The organism is Acinetobacter sp. SWBY1, from assembly GCF_002946595.1.
Lineage (GTDB): Bacteria > Pseudomonadota > Gammaproteobacteria > Pseudomonadales > Moraxellaceae > Acinetobacter > Acinetobacter towneri.
Map to the genome: position 1 here is coordinate 2009143 of NZ_CP026616.1, position 19238 is coordinate 2028380.

At 41.7% G+C, this 19238-nt stretch carries 18 protein-coding genes and 1 pseudogene; 9 read left to right on the forward strand and 10 right to left on the reverse strand.

Going from position 1 to position 19238, the window contains the following annotated elements; translation table 11 throughout:
• Window positions 1-48: 48 nt before the first annotated feature.
• From gyrB to dnaA, 4 genes are all read right to left on the reverse strand, one after another.
• Window positions 49-2517, reverse strand: coding sequence for a DNA topoisomerase (ATP-hydrolyzing) subunit B (gene gyrB, locus C3Y93_RS09750; RefSeq protein WP_104852780.1), 2469 nt, complete (start codon window positions 2515-2517; stop codon window positions 49-51).
• A gap of 44 nt (window positions 2518-2561) precedes the next feature.
• Window positions 2562-3644 carry a DNA replication/repair protein RecF gene (recF, locus tag C3Y93_RS09755; RefSeq protein ID WP_004969757.1) on the reverse strand — a complete coding sequence of 361 codons (1083 nt, stop codon included), beginning with the start codon at window positions 3642-3644 and terminating at the stop codon, window positions 2562-2564.
• A gap of 37 nt (window positions 3645-3681) precedes the next feature.
• Window positions 3682-4830 (reverse strand): DNA polymerase III subunit beta, encoded by a 1149-nt coding sequence (dnaN, locus tag C3Y93_RS09760; protein ID WP_004969759.1) that lies wholly within the window; start codon window positions 4828-4830, stop codon window positions 3682-3684.
• 108 nt (window positions 4831-4938) lie between these two features.
• Window positions 4939-6315 (reverse strand): chromosomal replication initiator protein DnaA, encoded by a 1377-nt coding sequence (dnaA, locus tag C3Y93_RS09765; RefSeq protein WP_004969761.1) that lies wholly within the window; start codon window positions 6313-6315, stop codon window positions 4939-4941.
• A gap of 660 nt (window positions 6316-6975) precedes the next feature.
• Between dnaA and rpmH the strand changes: the two genes are divergently transcribed.
• The 7 genes and pseudogenes from rpmH to C3Y93_RS14515 form a co-directional block, all read left to right on the forward strand.
• Window positions 6976-7110: a 50S ribosomal protein L34 gene (gene rpmH / locus C3Y93_RS09770; protein WP_000831329.1), complete on the forward strand. Its 135-nt coding sequence runs from the start codon at window positions 6976-6978 to the stop codon at window positions 7108-7110.
• Window positions 7111-7141: 31 nt separating this feature from the next.
• A complete protein-coding gene (gene rnpA / locus C3Y93_RS09775; RefSeq protein WP_104852781.1) occupies window positions 7142-7534 on the forward strand; it encodes a ribonuclease P protein component in 393 nt (130 codons plus the stop codon).
• 9 nt (window positions 7535-7543) lie between these two features.
• Window positions 7544-7864, forward strand: a complete 321-nt coding sequence (gene yidD, locus C3Y93_RS09780; protein ID WP_004969767.1) for a membrane protein insertion efficiency factor YidD — start codon at window positions 7544-7546, stop codon at window positions 7862-7864.
• Window positions 7865-7869: 5 nt separating this feature from the next.
• The gene (yidC, locus tag C3Y93_RS09785; RefSeq protein WP_004969769.1) at window positions 7870-9633 is read left to right on the forward strand and encodes a membrane protein insertase YidC; all 1764 of its coding nucleotides are present in this window, start codon (window positions 7870-7872) and stop codon (window positions 9631-9633) included.
• Window positions 9634-9724: 91 nt separating this feature from the next.
• Window positions 9725-11080, forward strand: coding sequence for a tRNA uridine-5-carboxymethylaminomethyl(34) synthesis GTPase MnmE (mnmE, locus tag C3Y93_RS09790; protein ID WP_104852782.1), 1356 nt, complete (start codon window positions 9725-9727; stop codon window positions 11078-11080).
• Between the two features lie 291 nt (window positions 11081-11371).
• Window positions 11372-11527 (forward strand): hypothetical protein, encoded by a 156-nt coding sequence (locus tag C3Y93_RS14465; protein WP_228153763.1) that lies wholly within the window; start codon window positions 11372-11374, stop codon window positions 11525-11527.
• A 33-nt stretch (window positions 11528-11560) separates the two neighbouring features.
• Window positions 11561-11608 (forward strand): annotated as a pseudogene (locus tag C3Y93_RS14515) (hypothetical protein); the annotation flags it as partial.
• Between the two features lie 208 nt (window positions 11609-11816).
• Here C3Y93_RS14515 and C3Y93_RS09800 read toward each other — a convergent pair.
• Together C3Y93_RS09800 and C3Y93_RS09805 are read right to left on the reverse strand one after the other, a co-directional pair.
• Entirely contained in the window at window positions 11817-13004 is a 1188-nt protein-coding gene (locus tag C3Y93_RS09800; protein ID WP_171287397.1) for an MFS transporter, read from the reverse strand.
• A 103-nt stretch (window positions 13005-13107) separates the two neighbouring features.
• Window positions 13108-13374, reverse strand: coding sequence for a metal/formaldehyde-sensitive transcriptional repressor (locus tag C3Y93_RS09805; protein ID WP_004969779.1), 267 nt, complete (start codon window positions 13372-13374; stop codon window positions 13108-13110).
• Window positions 13375-13432: 58 nt separating this feature from the next.
• Here C3Y93_RS09805 and dmeF point away from each other — a divergent pair, with 58 nt between their 5' ends.
• Window positions 13433-14374: a CDF family Co(II)/Ni(II) efflux transporter DmeF gene (gene dmeF / locus C3Y93_RS09810; RefSeq protein ID WP_104852784.1), complete on the forward strand. Its 942-nt coding sequence runs from the start codon at window positions 13433-13435 to the stop codon at window positions 14372-14374.
• Window positions 14375-14542: 168 nt separating this feature from the next.
• The gene (locus C3Y93_RS09815; protein WP_372238852.1) at window positions 14543-15190 is read left to right on the forward strand and encodes a DsbC family protein; all 648 of its coding nucleotides are present in this window, start codon (window positions 14543-14545) and stop codon (window positions 15188-15190) included.
• Window positions 15191-15364: 174 nt separating this feature from the next.
• On the opposite strand, the gene C3Y93_RS09820 is transcribed toward C3Y93_RS09815, so the two are convergent.
• The 4 genes from C3Y93_RS09820 to C3Y93_RS09835 all read right to left on the reverse strand — a co-directional run bounded on the left by C3Y93_RS09820 (window position 15365) and on the right by C3Y93_RS09835 (window position 19032).
• The gene (locus tag C3Y93_RS09820) at window positions 15365-15622 is read right to left on the reverse strand and encodes a GlsB/YeaQ/YmgE family stress response membrane protein (protein ID WP_004969785.1); all 258 of its coding nucleotides are present in this window, start codon (window positions 15620-15622) and stop codon (window positions 15365-15367) included.
• 197 nt (window positions 15623-15819) lie between these two features.
• Window positions 15820-16347: a hypoxanthine phosphoribosyltransferase gene (hpt, locus tag C3Y93_RS09825; RefSeq protein ID WP_004969787.1), complete on the reverse strand. Its 528-nt coding sequence runs from the start codon at window positions 16345-16347 to the stop codon at window positions 15820-15822.
• Between the two features lie 217 nt (window positions 16348-16564).
• Window positions 16565-17905, reverse strand: a complete 1341-nt coding sequence (gene guaD, locus C3Y93_RS09830; RefSeq protein ID WP_104853270.1) for a guanine deaminase — start codon at window positions 17903-17905, stop codon at window positions 16565-16567.
• A 161-nt stretch (window positions 17906-18066) separates the two neighbouring features.
• Window positions 18067-19032, reverse strand: a complete 966-nt coding sequence (locus tag C3Y93_RS09835; RefSeq protein WP_104852786.1) for a TerC family protein — start codon at window positions 19030-19032, stop codon at window positions 18067-18069.
• Between the last annotated feature and the right edge of the window lie 206 nt (window positions 19033-19238).

The following is a 19238-nucleotide window of genomic DNA, read 5'->3' on the forward strand; positions in this document are numbered from 1 at the left end:
AAAAGCACTCCGTAGAGTGCTTATGGTTATGCGGATGATTTGGACGAATTAAGCGTCAATATCTGCATTTAAGGCATTTTCTTCAATAAAGGCACGACGTGGTTCTACATCATCGCCCATTAAGCAAGAGAACATGCGGTCTGCTTCAATGGCATCATCAATGGTGACTTGCAACATATTGCGGTTTTCTGGGTCCATCGTGGTTTCCCAAAGTTGTTCCGCATTCATCTCACCCAAACCTTTATAGCGCTGAATCATCATGCCGCGACGCGAGTCCTGCAAAATGTGTTGCCACACTTGATGGAAATTGTTGACCGTAATTTTACGTTCGCCTTTTTCCAAATACGCACCTTCTTCAAGCAGCGTAAACCAGCTTTTTGAATTTTTCAGCAAACGTGCATATTCAGCTGAACCCAGCAAACCTGTATCTAGTAAATAAGTATGGGGCAAGTTGTGCACATATACCGTGATTCGTGGCCAATACGTTGCAGATTTTTGACCATCCGCATCTTCTTTTTCAAACTGTTCGATGCTTAATTCAGGACGCAAACCTGGCTGTAATCGTTCAATGCTTTGACGTAATTGCTCGCCCCATTGTTGTACATACGCCTGATCTGCTGCTTGATCAATTTTAAAGGCATCTAATTCTAATAAACCATCCAACAGACTTGCAGGATAACGCAGCGTTAAACGGCTCAAACTCTTTTGTGAAGTTTGATAATCAGCAATGACTTTGGCTAAAGCCTCACCACGAATTGCAGGTGCATCAGCACTCACATGCAGCTCCAATTCATCAATCGCATTAGAAATTAAATAGGTTTCTAAAGCATCGTTATCTTTGATGTATTGTTCCTGCTTGCCTTTTTTCAGCTTATACAATGGTGGCTGTGCGATATAAATATGACCACGCTCAACCAATTCTGGCATTTGACGGAAGAAGAAGGTCAATAGCAAGGTACGAATGTGTGAACCATCTACGTCAGCATCGGTCATGATGATGATTTTGTGATAACGCAGTTTGTCTGGGTTATATTCTTCACGACCAATACCACAGCCCAAAGCGGTAATTAAAGTACCTACGTCTGCCGATGAAATCATCTTGTCAAAACGGGCACGTTCCACGTTCAGGATTTTACCTTTCAGTGGCAAAATTGCCTGCATTTTACGGTTACGACCTTGTTTAGCCGAACCACCTGCAGAGTCACCCTCGACTAGATATAATTCAGATAATGCAGGGTCTTTTTCCTGACAGTCAGCCAATTTACCAGGCAAACCTGCAATATCCAAAGCACTCTTGCGGCGCGTCATTTCACGGGCTTTACGCGCCGCATCACGGGCACGCGCTGCATCAATAATTTTACCCGCAATGGATTTTGCCGCTTGTGGATTTTCCAATAAATATTCAGAGAAAGATTTATTCATGGCCTGCTCAACAGCAGGTTTCACTTCACTCGATACCAATTTTTCTTTGGTCTGTGATGAGAATTTTGGATCTGGCACTTTGACCGACACAATCGCGGTTAAACCTTCACGTGCATCATCACCCGACACCACGACTTTTTCTTTTTTCAGGATATTTTCGCTTTCCATGTAGTTGTTTAACCCACGGGTTAGCGCAGCACGGAAGCCTGCCAAGTGCGTTCCACCGTCTTTTTGTGGAATGTTATTGGTAAAGCAACGTACGTTTTCCTGATAGGAATCATTCCACTGCAAAGCAACTTCTACGGTAATTCCGTTTTCAGCCTGTGTCGTGAAATGGAAAATTTCATTCAGATGGGTTTTGCCTGCATTGATATATTTCACAAATTCAGACAAACCACCTTCATAGTCAAAAATATGTTCTAAATTAACACGTTCATCACGCAATACAATACGCACGCCCGCGTTTAAGAAAGACAATTCACGCAATCGGCGTGCCAAAATATCCACATTAAAAATGGTTTGGCTAAAGGTTTCAGCACTTGGCCAAAAACGCACAGTCGTACCTGATTGCTCAGTGTCGCCCACTACTTTTAAAGGATATTGTGGATCACCATGGCGGTATTCCTGTTGGTGAATTTGACCCGCGCGTTTAATCGTTAATTCAAGTTTACTCGATAAAGCATTGACCACCGACACACCAACGCCGTGCAAACCGCCCGACACTTTATAACTGTTGTCATCAAACTTACCACCTGCGTGCAGAATGGTCAGAATGACCTCTGCTGCAGAGACACCTTCTTCAGGGTGAATATCGGTTGGGATACCACGACCATTGTCAGATACGCTGACAGATTCATCTTCATGGATAGTCACCAAAATTTCATCACAATGACCCGCCAAAGCTTCATCAATAGCGTTATCGACTACCTCGAACACCATGTGATGCAAACCTGTACCATCATCTGTATCACCGATATACATGCCTGGGCGTTTACGAACAGCATCTAGGCCACGCAATACTTTGATACTAGAGGAATCATAAGCCTTTTCATTGGTTTGTTCTGTAGTAGAGACAGATTGATCTTCTGAACTCATGGTTTCTCCCTAGTGAAAAATAGGTCTATCCAAAGATAAAAAAATTATTGCTCAACAGCCTGCACCGTTCCGTGATCGACCTGAAATAAGCGATAAGGAATCGACAACGCTTGTAAGTGTTGTTGCACGGATTGATGATCTAAAGTGGTAATAAAAACTTGACTACCCAATTGGCTTAATCGTTCAATTAAACGTTGTTGTGCGCTTAAATCTAATTCTGCTGTCAGATCATCTAATAATACCACAGTTTCCTTATTAGACGCATGCAGCATTGCAATCTGTGACAGTTTTAATGCCATAATCAATAGCTTTTTCTGCCCACGTGACAGCACCACATCGGCATCACCCATTGGGGTTTTTAAGCGTAAATCGGCGCGGTGTGGCCCATATTCGGTATAGCGACGTTCCACATCTTTTTGATGATAATTGCACAGATCATTCAACAAGCCTGTTTCGGTATGAAAGCCTGCGCTGTATTCCAGACTAATGTGTAAATCAGGCAATAAATACTGTAAATCTTGTGCAAAAAATTGCTGCCATTGTTCCACCGTTCCCAAACGCTGCCGATGCAAAATCTCACCATAATCACTGAGCATTTTGTTCCACGGTTCCAAGTCCGACAGACTTAAATGTCGCTGTGATTTAAGCAAACTATTACGTTGTTTTAAGGCACGTGAATAATATTGCCAAGCGTGATAAAACTCTGGTTCCACGTGGAACATCAACCAGTCCAACAGTTGCCGTCGTGGTTTTGCACCATGGTCAATAATATCGGTACTGAGTGGATCAATATGTTGTAAAGGCAGAATTTTAGCCAATTGCCCTTGGGTCGCAACAGGGTCGCCATTGACCTTAATCAACTGCTCACCCGATGCCATTTTTTGCATGCCAATTTTTTCAGTCAATGACTGAGCAAATACAATCGCATCTTGGCTACTGTTCTGAATGTAATTTTTAGGAATATGGGTGCGAAAAGAACGCCCTGTCGCCAATAAATGAATCGCTTCTAAAATCGAGGTTTTACCCGAACCATTTTGCCCATAAAAGACGTTAAACGGCTGCAACTCATGAAGTGCAACCGCTTTTAAGTTCCGAACACGCTCGATATGTAAACGCGTAATATGCATGATTCAGCTAGATTTAATCTTGAAATAAACCGCTCACTTAAACACGCATTGGCATCACAACATAGGTTTGATCTTGATGTGCTGGATCTTGTACCAATACCGATTGATTGGCTTCGGTCATGGTCATCGATACATCATCGCCATCCAATGCCCCTAATACGTCCAATAAATACTGTGCGTTAAATGACATTTCTAACGGTGAATCGGCATATTGAATCGCTAAATCTTCAATTGCTTCATCTTGTTCTGGGTTATTGGCACGTAATTGCAAGGTGTCCGCACTAAAATTCAGGAATACGCCACGCAATTTTTCATTACTTAAAATCGCCACACGCTGTAAAGATTGTTTAAATACATCATGCGCGATCAGCACGTTTTTATCACCACCACGTGGAATCACACGGCGATAATCTGGGAACTTACCATCAATTAATTTAGTGGTAAAACGCACGGTAATTTCTGCTTGTTCTTTGTCACGGCTTGGGGTGCGAATGGTCACATTCAGCAATTCACGCCCAATTAAAAGTGCCAGTTGTTCATCTTCAATGCTCAGCAAACGCTGCAATTCAGCCACAGCTTTACGCGGCACAATGGCTTGAATTAATTGAGTAGCTGTCGAAGATGCCGCTGTTTCACACAAGGCCAAACGGTGACCATCTGTGGTCACAGCACGCAATTGGTTTTCATCAATTTCTAACAAAGTACCCGTTAAATAAAAGCGTACATCCTGCACTGCCATCGCAAACGCAGTTTTTTCAAACAAACGCTTCAGCTCACGCTCAGTAACCGTCACTTGCGTACCTTGAGCATTTTCTGTAGCCAATAATGGATAATCTTCCGCAGGCAAAGTACCTAATACAAAGCGGCTATTGCCCGATTTTAAAATACAGCGCTGATCTTCAGTGATTTGCAAATCAATCAAAGCTGCGCTTGGTAAAGATTTACAAATATCCATCAGTTTACGTGCAGGCACTGTGGTTTCCCCTGCCTGTAAACATGCCCCTTCAGTCAGATTCGTACTGGCAACCAATTCCACTTCCAAGTCCGAACCAGTAATGGTTAAGGCTTGCTCAGTCACCTGAACTTTGACATTGGATAAAATATTTAAGGTATGGCGACGTTCAACCGCTCCTACGACATGTGACAGAACATTCAGTAAGCTTTCTTTCGCGATTTTTAAACGCACGGTACATTCCTCTAACAACTGAAGATTGGAGTATAAAATAGGTTTTTTAGCAGTGTACTATGCGGCAAAAGCTGCCGCATGGCAAGAACAGAATTTGAGCAAATTCGGTCAACTTTGCAACAATCGTTGCAGGTTTTTATAGTCTTCGTTAAAGATCGGATCTTCTTCGCGCAGGCTTTGTACTTTTTCGCAGGCATGCATCACGGTACTGTGATCTCGCCCACCAAATGCCATACCAATTTCAGGGAAACTGTCGCCTGTCAGCTCACGTGCCAAGCCCATTGCCAACTGACGTGGACGCGCATAAATACGGGTACGTTTTGGCCCCACCAATTCTTTGAGCGGAATACGGAAATATTCACTCACGACTCGCTGAATATTTTCGGTACTGATGGTACGTGCGCGAATTGCCAAGACATCTTTTAAAGATTCACGTACCACATCTAGATCGATTGGGGTGCCTTTAAAACGGGAAATTGCCACCACTTTATTGAGTGCACCTTCAAGTTCACGCACATTGGCCACCACTTGCTGGGCAATAAATAAAGCACAGTTACGTGGTAAATCTACGGCGCTGCTTTCAGCTTTCTTTAATAAAATTTCAATTCGGGTTTCAATATCTGGCGGTTCTACCCCGACTGATAAGCCCCAAGAAAAACGTGACACCAAACGTGCATCCAATTCGGTTAATTCTTTTGGATAACGGTCTGAAGTCAAAATAATCTGTTTAGATTCATCCAATAAAGCGTTAAAGGTATAGAAAAACTCGACCAAACTGGCTTCTTTACCTGCCAATAAGTGAATGTCATCCACCAATAACAAATCTAAAGAGCGGCAGTTTTTCTTAAATTCTTCAACCTTGCCCTGCTGCAAAGAGCTGACAAAATCCTGCACAAAACTTTCTGCAGTCATGTACATCACCCGTGCATTCGGTTTGGCTTGCAACAAAGCATTGCCCACCGCTTGCATCAAGTGAGTTTTACCCAAACCTGTTGGGCCATACAAAAATAATGGGTTGTGCTGTGAAGCCCCCAATTGGGTCAATACCTTGCGACAGGTTTCCGCAGCCATTTGGTTAGAACGACCTTCCACAAATAAGGAAAAGGTAAATAACGGATTGAGTTGGCGTTTACGGCTTTTTGCAGAACTTTCTTCTTTTTCACGTTTAGGCTTGGCCACAGGCGCAGGGCTAGATTCCAGCGCAGCAGTAGTGGTAGCAGGTTGTTCACTGGCCGATAAAATTGCACCTGGACGCGAATCGACTAAAATTTCGACCTTACGCACGCGTCCCTCAGACAACTGCTCTGCCAAAATAGTAATCAATTCCAGATGATGTTCTTGAATGTAACGCGTCCAATAAGGATTAGGCGCATAAAGTTTTAATGTATCTTCAACTTCTTCTGCCACCAATGGGCGAATCCACATTGTAAAGACATTTCCAGAGAGCTCTTGTCGCAAGCGATTTAAGCAGTCCGTCCAAAGCATGTGAAACCCCTATCTAATCCATTTTTAAATTTAAAACTTCTCTCGACCGCCTGAGCGGGTCGCCATTCTAACCAAGTTATCCACATCTGTCATGACAAAATCAGCAAAATTGCTCAAAAAAGGAATCATTAAACCTGAATTTAAATTTGAAACGTGGTGTGGATAAGTTTATCCGCAAGGTGTGGATAAAATATAGCACAAAGTTATCCACATAGTATTAAAATTATAGAAACACAGATATCCACAATTCAAAATTTTGTTTTATAATAGAAAAAGTGGGTTTTCAACAGAAAAATGCGTCCCTAATAGTAATAAATTTAAATTTATAAATTTGAATTTATTTATAAGAAACGTTGCAACTGTGGATAATTCAATCTGAGTTTAAATTTAAATTCAAAACCGAAAATTTTAAAATTAAACAGAATAAGCTTGTGGATAATTATGTGAATAATACTGTTAATAACTTATTAGTCAAGCATAAACAATTACTTATCTTGTGTATACTTTAATTTGTATGATCAACCAGTCAATTGAGCGAAAACTTGTTAAAAAGAAAAATTTAGGCTTATTTTGCAAGAAACCGTGTTTTTCATTGACAGCTCAAGCAATGAGCACTAAAATCGCGGACCTTTATAGAAAGATCATTTTTGGAGTTTCGATATGAAACGTACATTTCAACCATCTGAATTAAAGCGTAAGCGCGTTCATGGTTTCCGTGCTCGTATGGCTACTAAAGCTGGTCGTCAAGTATTGGCTCGCCGTCGTGCAAAAGGTCGTCACAGCTTAACTGTTTAATACAGTCACGCTGAACCGACTCTTGGGTGTTATGACAACACTTTATAGCTTCAGCACAGAGTTGAGATTACGCTGTGCTGCCGATTATAAAGGTGTGTTTGATGGTGCGCTTTTTAAAGTGCATCAACCCCATTTCTTATTTCTTGCAAAACATTCCGAACTGCCGAATAGCCGTTTGGGTCTTGTCGTTGCAAAAAAGAAAGTGCGTCGTGCACACGAACGAAATCGAGTAAAACGACTTGCTCGCGAAAGTTTTCGCTTACACCAACAGCAATTAAATGACTTAGATATTGTGGTAATGCCCAAAGTTGGGGTAGATACGGTATCTAATGCGGAATTGCATCAGCAATTACAATTTGCTTGGCAGAAGTTACAACGTCTCGCCAAAAAGCATTCAAAAATAGCTCCCTCCCCACAAAAGTAGAGATGGCCAATGGTACTTTTACTGCATTGGTTGATACGTTTCTATCAGATCGCGATTAGTCCTTTATTGGGACCACGCTGTCGCTATATTCCAACATGTTCTCAATATTCTTTGGAAGCAGTCCATACGCATGGTGCTGTACGTGGTGTGTGGCTGGCTACAAAACGTATTTGTCGTTGTCATCCGTGGGGTGGTTCGGGCTATGATCCGGTGCCGCCAAAAGTCATTCGTTTTATTTCATTTCAGCAAATAGATTCTCAAACGCATCACATTACTGTACCCTTTCGTGATCGTTTATTGAACCAAAATCACTCTAACCACTTGGGGTAATAGATATGCAACAATGGGCCAGGTTTGCAATTCTCGGGGCCATGTTTGTCGTCGCATATTTGCTCATTTTGGCGTGGCAAAAAGATTATGGAAATGCTGAAACAGCACCGCAGCAAAAAACTGCCGTTGTTTCACATGAAGTGTCTGCAGATTTGCCGAATGCCCAAACGGCTACAGCAGCTTCTGATGTACCGCAAGCAAATATTCCTGCACAGCAAACAACTGATGCCACAGCACCTGTAAGTCAGCAGCTTATTTCAGTACAAACTGACCTTTATCATCTTTGGATCAATCCGAAAGGTGGTGATATTGTTCGTGTTGAATTACTCAATCATGACAAAAATAAAGACAGTGACGATCCTTTCGTCATGCTGGAAAGCGATGCTAAGCGCACCTATGTCGCGCAATCTGGGTTAATCGGGCTGAATGGTCCAGACAGTAGCCGTAATGGCCGCCCAAGCTATGAAATTGAAAAATCGACTTATAGCTTAGCCGATGCCAAAGAAAGCAAAAATAAAGCGGGTGAAACAGTTAAAACTTTAACTGTCCCAATGGTATATAAAACTGCCGATGGTGTAGAAATCATTAAAACCTTTAGTTTTACTGAAGGTGAATATCCTGTGCTGGTGAATCACAAAGTGATTAACCGCAGCAGCCAAAACTGGCAAGGTCAGATGTTTGGTCAGTTGAAACGTGATAATTCAGATGATCCAGGCAAGTCAGATCAAGGTATTTTTACCTTGGGTACTTTCCTTGGCGGCGCATGGGGAACACCTGAAGAACACTACAACAAGTTGAAATTTGACAATTTTAATGACGAAAAATTGAATGTCGATGCAACAGGTGGTTGGGTGGCCGTGGTTCAGCACTATTTCGTGAGTGCATGGGTTCCGGGGCAGTTAAAATTGACGCAGGCCGATGGTCAACCGTATGCAGCGAAGTTGGAATCACGTAAATCTAGCGATGAAATGAACATCATTGGTTTTACCTCGCCAACCATTAATGTCCCTGCAGGTACGGTGGCAGAAGTTGATGCGACCTTCTACTCTGGTCCAAAAATTCAGTCTGAATTGAAAGATTTGGCGACAGGTTTGAACCAAACTGTGGATTATGGCTGGTTATGGCCAATTGCAAAATTATTGTTTATTGGTTTGCAATTCTTCCATGGTTTAGTGGGCAACTGGGGTTGGTCAATCATCTTATTAACCGTTCTTGTCAAACTGATTCTTTGGCCGTTATCGTCTAAGAGCTATCGTTCTATGGCGAAAATGCGTGTGATTGCACCAGAAATGCAGCGCATGAAAGAAGAATTTGGCGAAGACCGTATGCGTTTCTCGCAAGAAATGATGGCACTTTATAAACGTGAACAAGTGAATCCACTGTCAGGTTGTTTGCCATTGTTACTACAAATGCCAATTTTCCTTGCCTTGTACTGGGTATTGATGGAATCGGTAGAGTTACGCCATGCACCGTGGTTAGGTTGGATTCAAGACTTATCGGCAATGGACCCTTGGTTTATCTTGCCATTGTTGATGGGTGTGACCATGTATGTTCAACAAATGTTGAACCCACAGCCAACAGATCCAATGCAGGCAAAAATCTTCCGCATTATGCCTGTGGTATTTACCGTATTCTTATTGTTCTTCCCTGCAGGTCTAGTTCTGTACTGGATTGTCAACAACTTGATTACGATTTTGCAGCAAAGCTTGATCAACAAAAGTGTTGAAAAAGACCGCGCTAAACGAGAAGAGGCAACTCCAGTCAATTAAGTATGGCTGAGCTGCTGAATAAATCCGCTTAAGATGGTAATCTTAGGCGGATTTTTCTTTGCATATATTTTGAAAGTTTTAGGTGAATTTTATGTATAACCGCAGCACCATTGCCGCAATCGCGACTCCACCTGGCCGTGGTGGTGTGGGGGTGATTCGCCTGTCGGGATCCAAAGCCTATGCGATTGCCGCAGCCTTGACCCAAAAAGACTTACCCAAAGCACGTTACGCAGGTTTTCGCCAGTTTTACGATGCAGCCAATGAAGTCATGGATGAAGGTTTGGTGATTTGTTTCCCAAATCCTCATTCATTTACTGGCGAAGATGTGGTGGAACTACAAGGGCATGGTGGCCCAGTGATTCAAAATGCTTTATTGGCACGTTTACTGGAACTCGGTGCAACAGCTGCCAAAGCGGGTGAATTTTCGATGCGCGCCTTTGAAAATGGCAAGCTGGATTTGGTACAGGCCGAAGCCATTGCCGATTTAATTGATGCCACTTCACAAGCCGCTGCGCGTTCTGCAGTGCGTTCCCTTCAAGGGGCTTTTTCCACCAAAGTGAATACTGTGCTAGAACAGTTAATTCATTTACGTTTGCATGTTGAAGCTGCTATTGATTTTCCTGAAGAAGAAATTGACTTTTTGGCCGATGGGAAAATCCTTAATTTGCTAGATGAAGTGGCTACTTCAGTGACTGCTGTGCAACAATCTGCGCGTCAGGGACAATTGTTGCGTGAAGGTCTGCAGGTGGTGATTGCGGGCAAACCGAATGCAGGTAAATCTTCCTTACTCAATGCCTTGGCGGGTATTGAACGTGCGATTGTGACCGATATTGCAGGGACTACTCGTGACGTATTGCATGAAAAAATTACCCTGAATGGCTTACCAATTACCCTGACCGATACCGCAGGTTTACGTGAAACAGGGGATATTGTGGAACAGGAAGGGATTCGCCGTGCGATTAAAGAAATTGAACAGGCAGATTTATTGTTATTGGTCTATGACTTGAGCCAAAACGAAGATCCGTTGCAATTGGCACAGCATTATTTTGCGGAACATATTGAACCGAAGCGTTTGATGTTGATTGGCAATAAATGTGATTTAACTGGTGTACAAGCTACAATTTCAGATTTTAAAGGGTTTAGACATATTACTGTGTCGGCCAAACAAGAAACAGGTGTTCAATCGCTCATAGAGGCGATTACAGCGCATGCAGGCTTTCAGCCTGAAGAAGATACCTTTATTGCACGTACCCGTCATTTAGACGCAATGAAGCGCACCCAGCAGTATTTGGCTGAGGCACGTGAGCAATTGGTGGTCTTTCATGCGGGGGAATTAGTGGCCGAGTCGTTACGTCTTGCGCAGAATGCTTTGGGTGAAATCACTGGCGACTTCTCTGCAGATGATTTGTTGGGAAAAATTTTTGGATCCTTCTGCATAGGAAAGTAATCTCACTTTTAGCCCATATTCCAATACACTCAAGTAAGTATTAATATAAAAAAAATAGCATTAACTTTTAATAGCTTAGTGCTTTTTTTATTTTTCTGGTATTTACTATAATTTTTTTTAAAAAAGCACTTTGTAAATTGTTTTAGTATCATTTTAGTCACAAGCGTTGGTTCAAATCACTCAAGACTTTTTAAACCGCAGCATTTGAAGCTATGATGAGAAAATAATTAAAGATTGGCGCTCAATAAAATCCTAAACGCACGAGATGAAATCTCTGATGGAGATTTTTGGATGTTTGAACTGGTATTTTTACGTGAAATACTCATTTCTTCGGTTCATTTTCTGCAATTGTCACTTGAAGCCATTTCTGTGATTTGTGTGATGATTGGTCTACTTAAAACTTTATTGGTGTTGGTTCAGTTAAAATCAGGGCGTACTGCACGTTAATGTTTTGGGGATTGGCTTGCGACGTCGCTTGAATTTCAGTTGGCTGCAGACATTTTAGCCACTAAGGTAGATCAAGATTAAATTGGCGATCATTGCTGTCATTCGGACTTTTTAGAATTATTTTTTGATCAAAGAGGTAGAGCATCAAACCATCAATGAAAAATAATGGCTGCTGAGTTTGAGATCAAACAGAAGACATAGTCCTAGTCATCTACAAAGTTTGAATATTTGAATAAACTCAGCTGATCCAAACCTTGTCCTGATTTTAGTTTGTCGTTTAGATGAAACTTCATCCTAAAACAGGTTTGTTCTGCAATTGGCGATACCAAATAATGATGTAGCCACACAGTAAGCAGATGGCTGCACAAAAGCTAAGTACGGCGGTGGTTAAACCGAAATGATCGGCCAGATAACCGACTGCAATAATTGGCAGAATCGTGCCTAAATAGCCCACAAATAAATAGGTCGACATCACTGCAGCACGATTCTGCAGATTGGTCATGGCATGAATTAAACCAAAAGCGCCAATCAATGCCAACCCGTGTCCTATGCCTAGCAGCACATCACTCACAAAAAATAGAAAACTCCAGTGTAAATACATGCATAAACCGAGTACCAATAAACTCAATAACAGCAAATACAGCCCATAATTTAGACATTTTTGTGCAGGAATGGCTTTAGAAAAATACTGCACCAGCGCTGAAATCAGCAAAATACAGGTGATGGCCAAACCACTGACCAAAGGCCCGTGCCACGGAATAATCACTTGCACAAAAGAGGGAGAGAGCGAAGCAAATAAACTAAAGGCAGCAAAGGCACAGAATGCGGTTAAACCTGTAATATAAAATTCTGCATGAAAGCGTGGTTCTGGGCGTTCTAATTTTGGGGCAATCGAGAAGGCTTGTGGCGTAAATTCAGGCGGTGCTAAACGTAACAATCCAATAAAACACAGTACTGCACCCAAAATGACAGGAATATATGGACTAAACAAAGGCGCTGCTGAAAATTGTGCCACACCACCACCGAGCAAAGGACCTAAGCCAAACCCGACTGCGGTAATGACTGAACTGAGCTGTGGCGCATGTGCTTTATGTGATTCGGGGATACTCCACATTAAGCCAATTAACGCCGATGTAGTCATAAGACCTGAAGCAATTCCAATCACAAAACGCCCCAAAGCAAGCCAAAGTGCATTGGTGGCAAACATAGACAGAATCAGTCCGAGGGTGATGATCACTAAACCCAATTCTAAGGTTTTTAAGAAGCCGATACTGTTGCTGGTACGCCCTAAAAAGAGCAAGGTAGCCAAACAACCGAGCATATACGCCACAAAAATAAAGGTGATATGGCTGGGTAAAAGCTGCCACAATTCCTGATAAATTGGATACAGCGGGCTTGCAAGTGCCGTGCCCATGGTGCCAATAATCAGGGCGAGGCTGATCATCACGAAAGGATGCCAAGATTGAGATTGAGTCATAAAAAACTCGATTGATGGCTAAACTGTTGAGTTTAGTCTCATATAGTGAGAAATGTCACTCAGTGTAAAGACAAGCCTTGAATCTGGTCAAGCCTATTTGTGTTTAAGCATAGCGTTTTAGCAGTTTCATAAACTCTTCCAGTTCATGTTCATCAATCGCGCATTGATCACCAATCACATGATGGCGTAAATGCGATTCGATTAACTCATTCATCAAACCATTGACCGCACCTTTAATGGCTGCGACTTGTTGTAAAACTTCAATACAGCCATGATCAGGATTGTGAAGTGCTTGTTCCACTGCCCCAATTTGCCCTTGTAGACGTTTGACGCGATTTAAAATTTTCTTATCTGTATGTAAATGACCCAACACATCACCTCAATTTCTATATACTCTAGGAGAGTATATTTAACAATGATTTCCCATTATGCGTCAGCAACACTCTCATCGTATCCATCCACATCAATTCGATCAAGGCAATCCGCTGGCGCAGAATAAAATATTATATGCGGCTTTGCTGACGGCTGTCATGATGTTCTTGGAAATCTTGGGTGGCTGGATTTTTCATTCCATGGCTTTGCTGGCAGATGGCTGGCACATGAGTTCACACATGCTGGCGCTAGGTTTGGCTTATTTTGCCTATCGGGCAGCACGTCATTATGCAGCCGATACGCGGTTTAGTTTTGGTACATGGAAAATTGAAATTTTAGCTGGCTATAGCAGTGCCATTTTATTGGTGGTGGTGGCTGCATTTATGGCAATTCACTCTATCGAGCGTTTATTTTTTCCTGTCGATATTCAGTATAACCAAGCTATTCCAATTGCAATTTTAGGGTTATTGATCAATTTGATTTGTGCATGGTTATTACATGAAGATGATCACCATCACCATCACCATCATGAGCATACGCATGACAGCCATGACCTGAATCAAAAAGCCGCCTTTATGCATGTGGTGGCAGATGCGGTGACTTCAATTTTTGCGATTATTGCTTTAATTGCGGGTAAATATTGGGGCTGGGATTTTCTAGATGCACTGTTAGGTATTGTTGGTTCAATTTTAGTGGCGCGTTGGGCGATAGGTTTGATGCAGGAAACAGGGAAAACATTGCTGGATGCAGAAATGGATCATCCTGTGGTGGATGAAATTCGTGAAGTGATTGCAGAGTTACCAGTCAGTGTGATGATCACAGACTTGCATGTTTGGAAAGTCGGACAGGGTAAATTTTCCTGTATTTTGGCATTGGAAACCGCACACGATTTAGACGCAGATCAAGTCCGCACCGCCCTCGCCATTCATGAAGAAATTGTGCATATTTCAGTAGAAATTAATCCGCCATCAGGCTTGAATGTTCCACGTGAAACCTAAAGCGTTGCATAGCAAAAACGAGTTGTAGCAATTGCGTAATTCTGGCTTAAAAATACTGAATTCTGTGCAGCTTTCAGCTTAGAATCAGGCTAAATTTACTTTTAGATGAAACACATGATTAAACAATTGAGTTTAGCTGCCTTAATGGGATTATGCAGCGCCGTGAGCATGGCCGATGTTGCAACGGTTAGTAAAAATGTCAAACAACAGCATCCGCAACTGAAATTAGATAATATTCAAGCCACAGAAATGAAAGGTATTTATAGCGCCTCTATGGATGGTCAAGTGGTGTATTTGAATGAAGATGCGCAACATATTTTGGCGGGTTCAATGATTCGTTTAAAGGATCAGCATAACTTAACCAAAGATTTATTGATCCAACAAAACAGTGTGGATTGGAAAAAGTTACCGTTACAAGATGCGATCAAAAGTGTGCGAGGTACGGGAAAACGTCAGATTGCGATCTTTTCTGACCCAAATTGCCCATATTGTAAACAGCTTGAGGCTGAACTGAAAAAGCTGGACAACATTACAATCTATACCTTTATTTTGCCGTTAAAAGCGCAATCTGTTGCGCCATCTAAACAGGTGTATTGTGAGAAAAACCCTGCTCTTGCTTGGGAAAACCTGATCACAAAAGCACAATTGCCTACAAGTCAAAGCAGTTGTGCCAACCCTGTGGAGCGCAACATTGTTTTAGCGCATCGTTTAGGTGTAAACGGTACGCCTGCGATTATTTTCTCGAATGGCTTTAAAGTTATGGGAGCATATCCTGCGGCACAAATTGAACAGATTTTTAAAGAATTTGGTCTTTAAGAACGGCTAATTTTTTATCTGATATTGGCAACTAAAATTGTGTAGTGTGTATCGGAGCAAACCTGAAATTTGTGATTGCGAAGTAGATATAAAAAAACCGCCTCAATTTTTAGGCGGTTTTTTTATTGAGAGAGAAGATGTTTGACTGAAAAATTACAGTCGTTAATACAGGATTTAAGCACGCGATTTTTTCATGAACGTATTATAAATAAATAGAATAATCAGCGCACCAATGATGGAGGCAATAAAGCCTGCGGCAGAACCATCACCGTACAATCCCATCATACGCCCTGCATAGGTTGCCAATAAAGACCCTGCAATCCCAAGTAAGGTGGTGACAATAAACCCTGCTTTATCATCTCCAGGATGAATCGCGCGGGCGATTAGACCTGCAATAAAACCCACCACAATTGCGACAATTAATGACCACATGAGCAGCTCCTTGTTATCTTTGTTTATGTTTTACATCATGTTTCAGACTTATCTTTGCCGAAAAATCCCAAGGAAAATAGTCGAATAATGCTACAGCATGTAGTGTTTTTGTCCTGTTAGATAGATGAAATGCAAATTTCAGCCATAAAAAAAAGTAATCTGAAACGATCACTTTTTTAAAGCGAGGCGTATTTGTTTTATAAGCCAATTTCGCCAATAAACGGAATATGACGATATTTTTGGTCATAATCCAAGCCATAACCGACAATAAACTTATCTTCAATTTCAAAGCCCATAAATTTAACTTCAAGCTCAATTTCACGGCGTGATGGCTTGCTAATTAAGGTACACAGCTCAATTGAATTTGGCTCACGGGTTTGCAAAATTTCCATCACTTTATTTAGGGTGTTGCCCGAGTCGATAATATCTTCAACCACCAAGACATCTTTACCGCGAATTTCACCATCCAAATCTTTTAAAATTTTCACATCACGCGATGACACAGTACCTCCGCCGTAGCTGGATACAGTCATAAAATCCAGTTCATGCGGCTTTTGAATGGTGCGGCATAAATCTGCCATGAACAATACAGAACCACGTAATAAGCCAATTAAAACCAACTCTTTGTCGCTATTGGCATAGTGAGCATTAATTTTTTGACCAAGTTCCTGAACTTTTGTTTGGATTTCTTCTGCAGAAATCAAAACCTGCATTTCAACTGTCATGGGTAGATACCTAAAAAGCAAAAATAAAAAAGGTGTTGACCTGCAACACCCCAAAATATGCGCTAATTTTAATATATCTTGCGCGATGTTGCACGTGCTTGCATGGTTAAAATAGCATCATTTTTGTGCTGAGTGAGAATCTGAGCGTAACAACAAAGCACAACCGAGTATCAGCATTGCCCATCCGATGGGTTTTATATACGAGGATTGCGCAGGTTTAGCCACCTGCTGCTGAGTTTTGATTGGGTTGGTAGTAGGCACGTTGTCCATAAATATAGGTCGCATGAATATTACGGTCATCTGCTAAAGTAATGAGGGCAAATAATGCATCTTCAAGATGTTTGGAACGTTGTTGTCGTAAGCGTTGTAAAGCGGTGGCATTTAAATCCAGCACCACAAAATCGGCTTCTTTGCCTACCTTAAAATTCCCCAGCTTATCGTCTAAGTCCAAAGCTTTGGCAGCACCTAATGTGGCGTGATACAACGCTTCAAAAGCAGAGAGTTTTGCCCCTTGCAGTTGTTGTACTTTATAGGCTTCATTGAGGATATGCAGTACATTAAACGTGGTGCCTGCGCCAATATCTGTACCTAAACCGACCTTCACCTGTCGCTCCCAAGTTTTATGCAGCGGAAATAAACCGCTGCCCAAAAATAAATTGGAGCTTGGACAAAAGGCAATTGCAGAATCGGTATGATGCAGACATTGCCATTCATGTTCTTCTAAATGCACACAATGCGCAAAAACCGAACGTGAACCTGTTAAACCATAGTGATGATAAACATCTAAATATCCATTTTGCTCTGGAAATAATTGTTTCACCCACGCAATTTCATTGTGATTTTCACTTAAATGGGTATGTACATAAACATCGGGATATTCGGCTTTAAGTTGCCCTGCCCGCGCCAGTTGCTCAGGGCTAGAAGTCGGTGCAAAACGTGGCGTAATCGCGTAGAGATTACGTCCTTTTCCATGCCATTTTTCAATCAACGCTTTAGAGTCTGTATAGCCTGAGTCTGCACTGTCACACAATGCTTCAGGTGCATGCCGATCCATCAGCACTTTACCTGCAATTAAACGCATTTGATGTTGTGCTGCCGCTTCAAACAACGCATCTACCGATTCAGGATGTACCGTACAAAACACCAAAGCTGTGGTGGTGCCATTTTTCAGTAATTCCTGCACAAAAAAATGTGCAATCTGATCGGCATAGGCTTTATCTGCAAATTGCAGTTCAGTCGGAAAAGTATAAGTATTTAGCCATTCCAGTAATTGTTCACCATACGCGCCAATCATTTCGGTCTGTGGAAAATGAATATGGGTGTCGATGAAGCCAGGCACAATGAGATGGTCAGGATAATGTTGGAACTCTGTGTTGGCGTTTAGCTGTACCTGCCCTTCTTGCCATGAACCAAACCACTGAATTTTGCCTTGTTCACAAATTAATAAGCCATCGTCTACATAACGGACTTGTTCTGAAATTTGATCAGCTTGGCTGGTACAGTTTTTGAAATCAAGAAAGCGACCACGAATTGCGGTGCGTTGTACAGGAGATGGCATAAAACAACCTACATTTTTCATTTTTTCAAGAGATTGTACCTTAAATGTGGCTTGTAGCAGTATGATAAAATTTATCGTACGGTAAATTAAAACTTAGCTCAATTGATATAAAAAAGCCCTCTCGAAAGAAGGCTTGCAACGATGATGAGGACTGTTAAATTTTATAATGTGGTTTCATGGTGTTTTCGACTATGTCGAATTGATAACCACGCAGTGATTGTCAGTACGAGTACAATAAAGCCGAGTGAAATCCAGATAGGCATGTGGAATACATCTAACATCAGCATTTTAAAGCCAATAAATAGTAAAATTAAACCCAGTCCATACGGTAAATAATGCATTTTAGTGGCTGCGCCTGAGAGCAAGAAAAACATGGCACGTAAGCCCAAAATAGCCATAAGATTTGCAGTGAGTACAATAAACGGATCGGTAGTCACGGCAAAAATTGCAGGGATAGAATCCACGGCAAAAATAACGTCAGATGCTTCGACCAAAATTAAAACTAAAAATAATGGCGTTGCCCAAAGTACACCATTTTGGCGCACAAAAAACTGATCTTTTTCCAGTGTTGGGGTAATACGCATGTGTTTGCGTAGCCATTTCAACAACGCCATATCTTCAATATTGCTGGCTTCTTGCTCTGGACCTTTTAAGAATTTAAAGCCTGTGTAGACCAAAAATGCGCCAAAAATATACAAAATCCAGGAGAATTCTTGTACAAACCAAGCTCCAATAAAAATAAAAATGGTTCTGAGAATAATTGCGCCCAGTACGCCGTAGAGTAAAATTTTACGCTGTAAGCCCGGTGGGATGGCGAATGCGGCGAAGATCATCAACCAAACGAATACATTATCAATCGCCAGTGATTTTTCCAGCAAATAACCCGCAAAGTATTCCATGACTTTGGTGTTGGCGACTTCTAGCCCAACGCTGTGTTTAAGATACAGCCATAAACCGCCACCAAATAAAGCTGCCACACTGACCCAGGCGATACTCCAATACGCAGCGGTTTTGACTTTGACCGATTCGCCTGCTTTTTGTTTAAAGCCTAAGAAGTCAATGGCGAGCATGACTGCAACAATTGCAAAAAAGACCAGATATAGCCATAAATTGCCGATGGATTCCATACAATCTCCACATCCAACAACTGGCCACAAAAAAACCTTGACCTGTTGTCAGATGATTTCAAACATCTGTAACAACATGATCAAGGTCTTGCCTACATAGAGCGGACTTGTATCAACAAGTATGTGCACTATGCTCAGCGTCCGACTTTTTGCAAAGTGTAATGACGAAACGCTGACACGTTAAAGTTATATTTTAACGCTTGGAG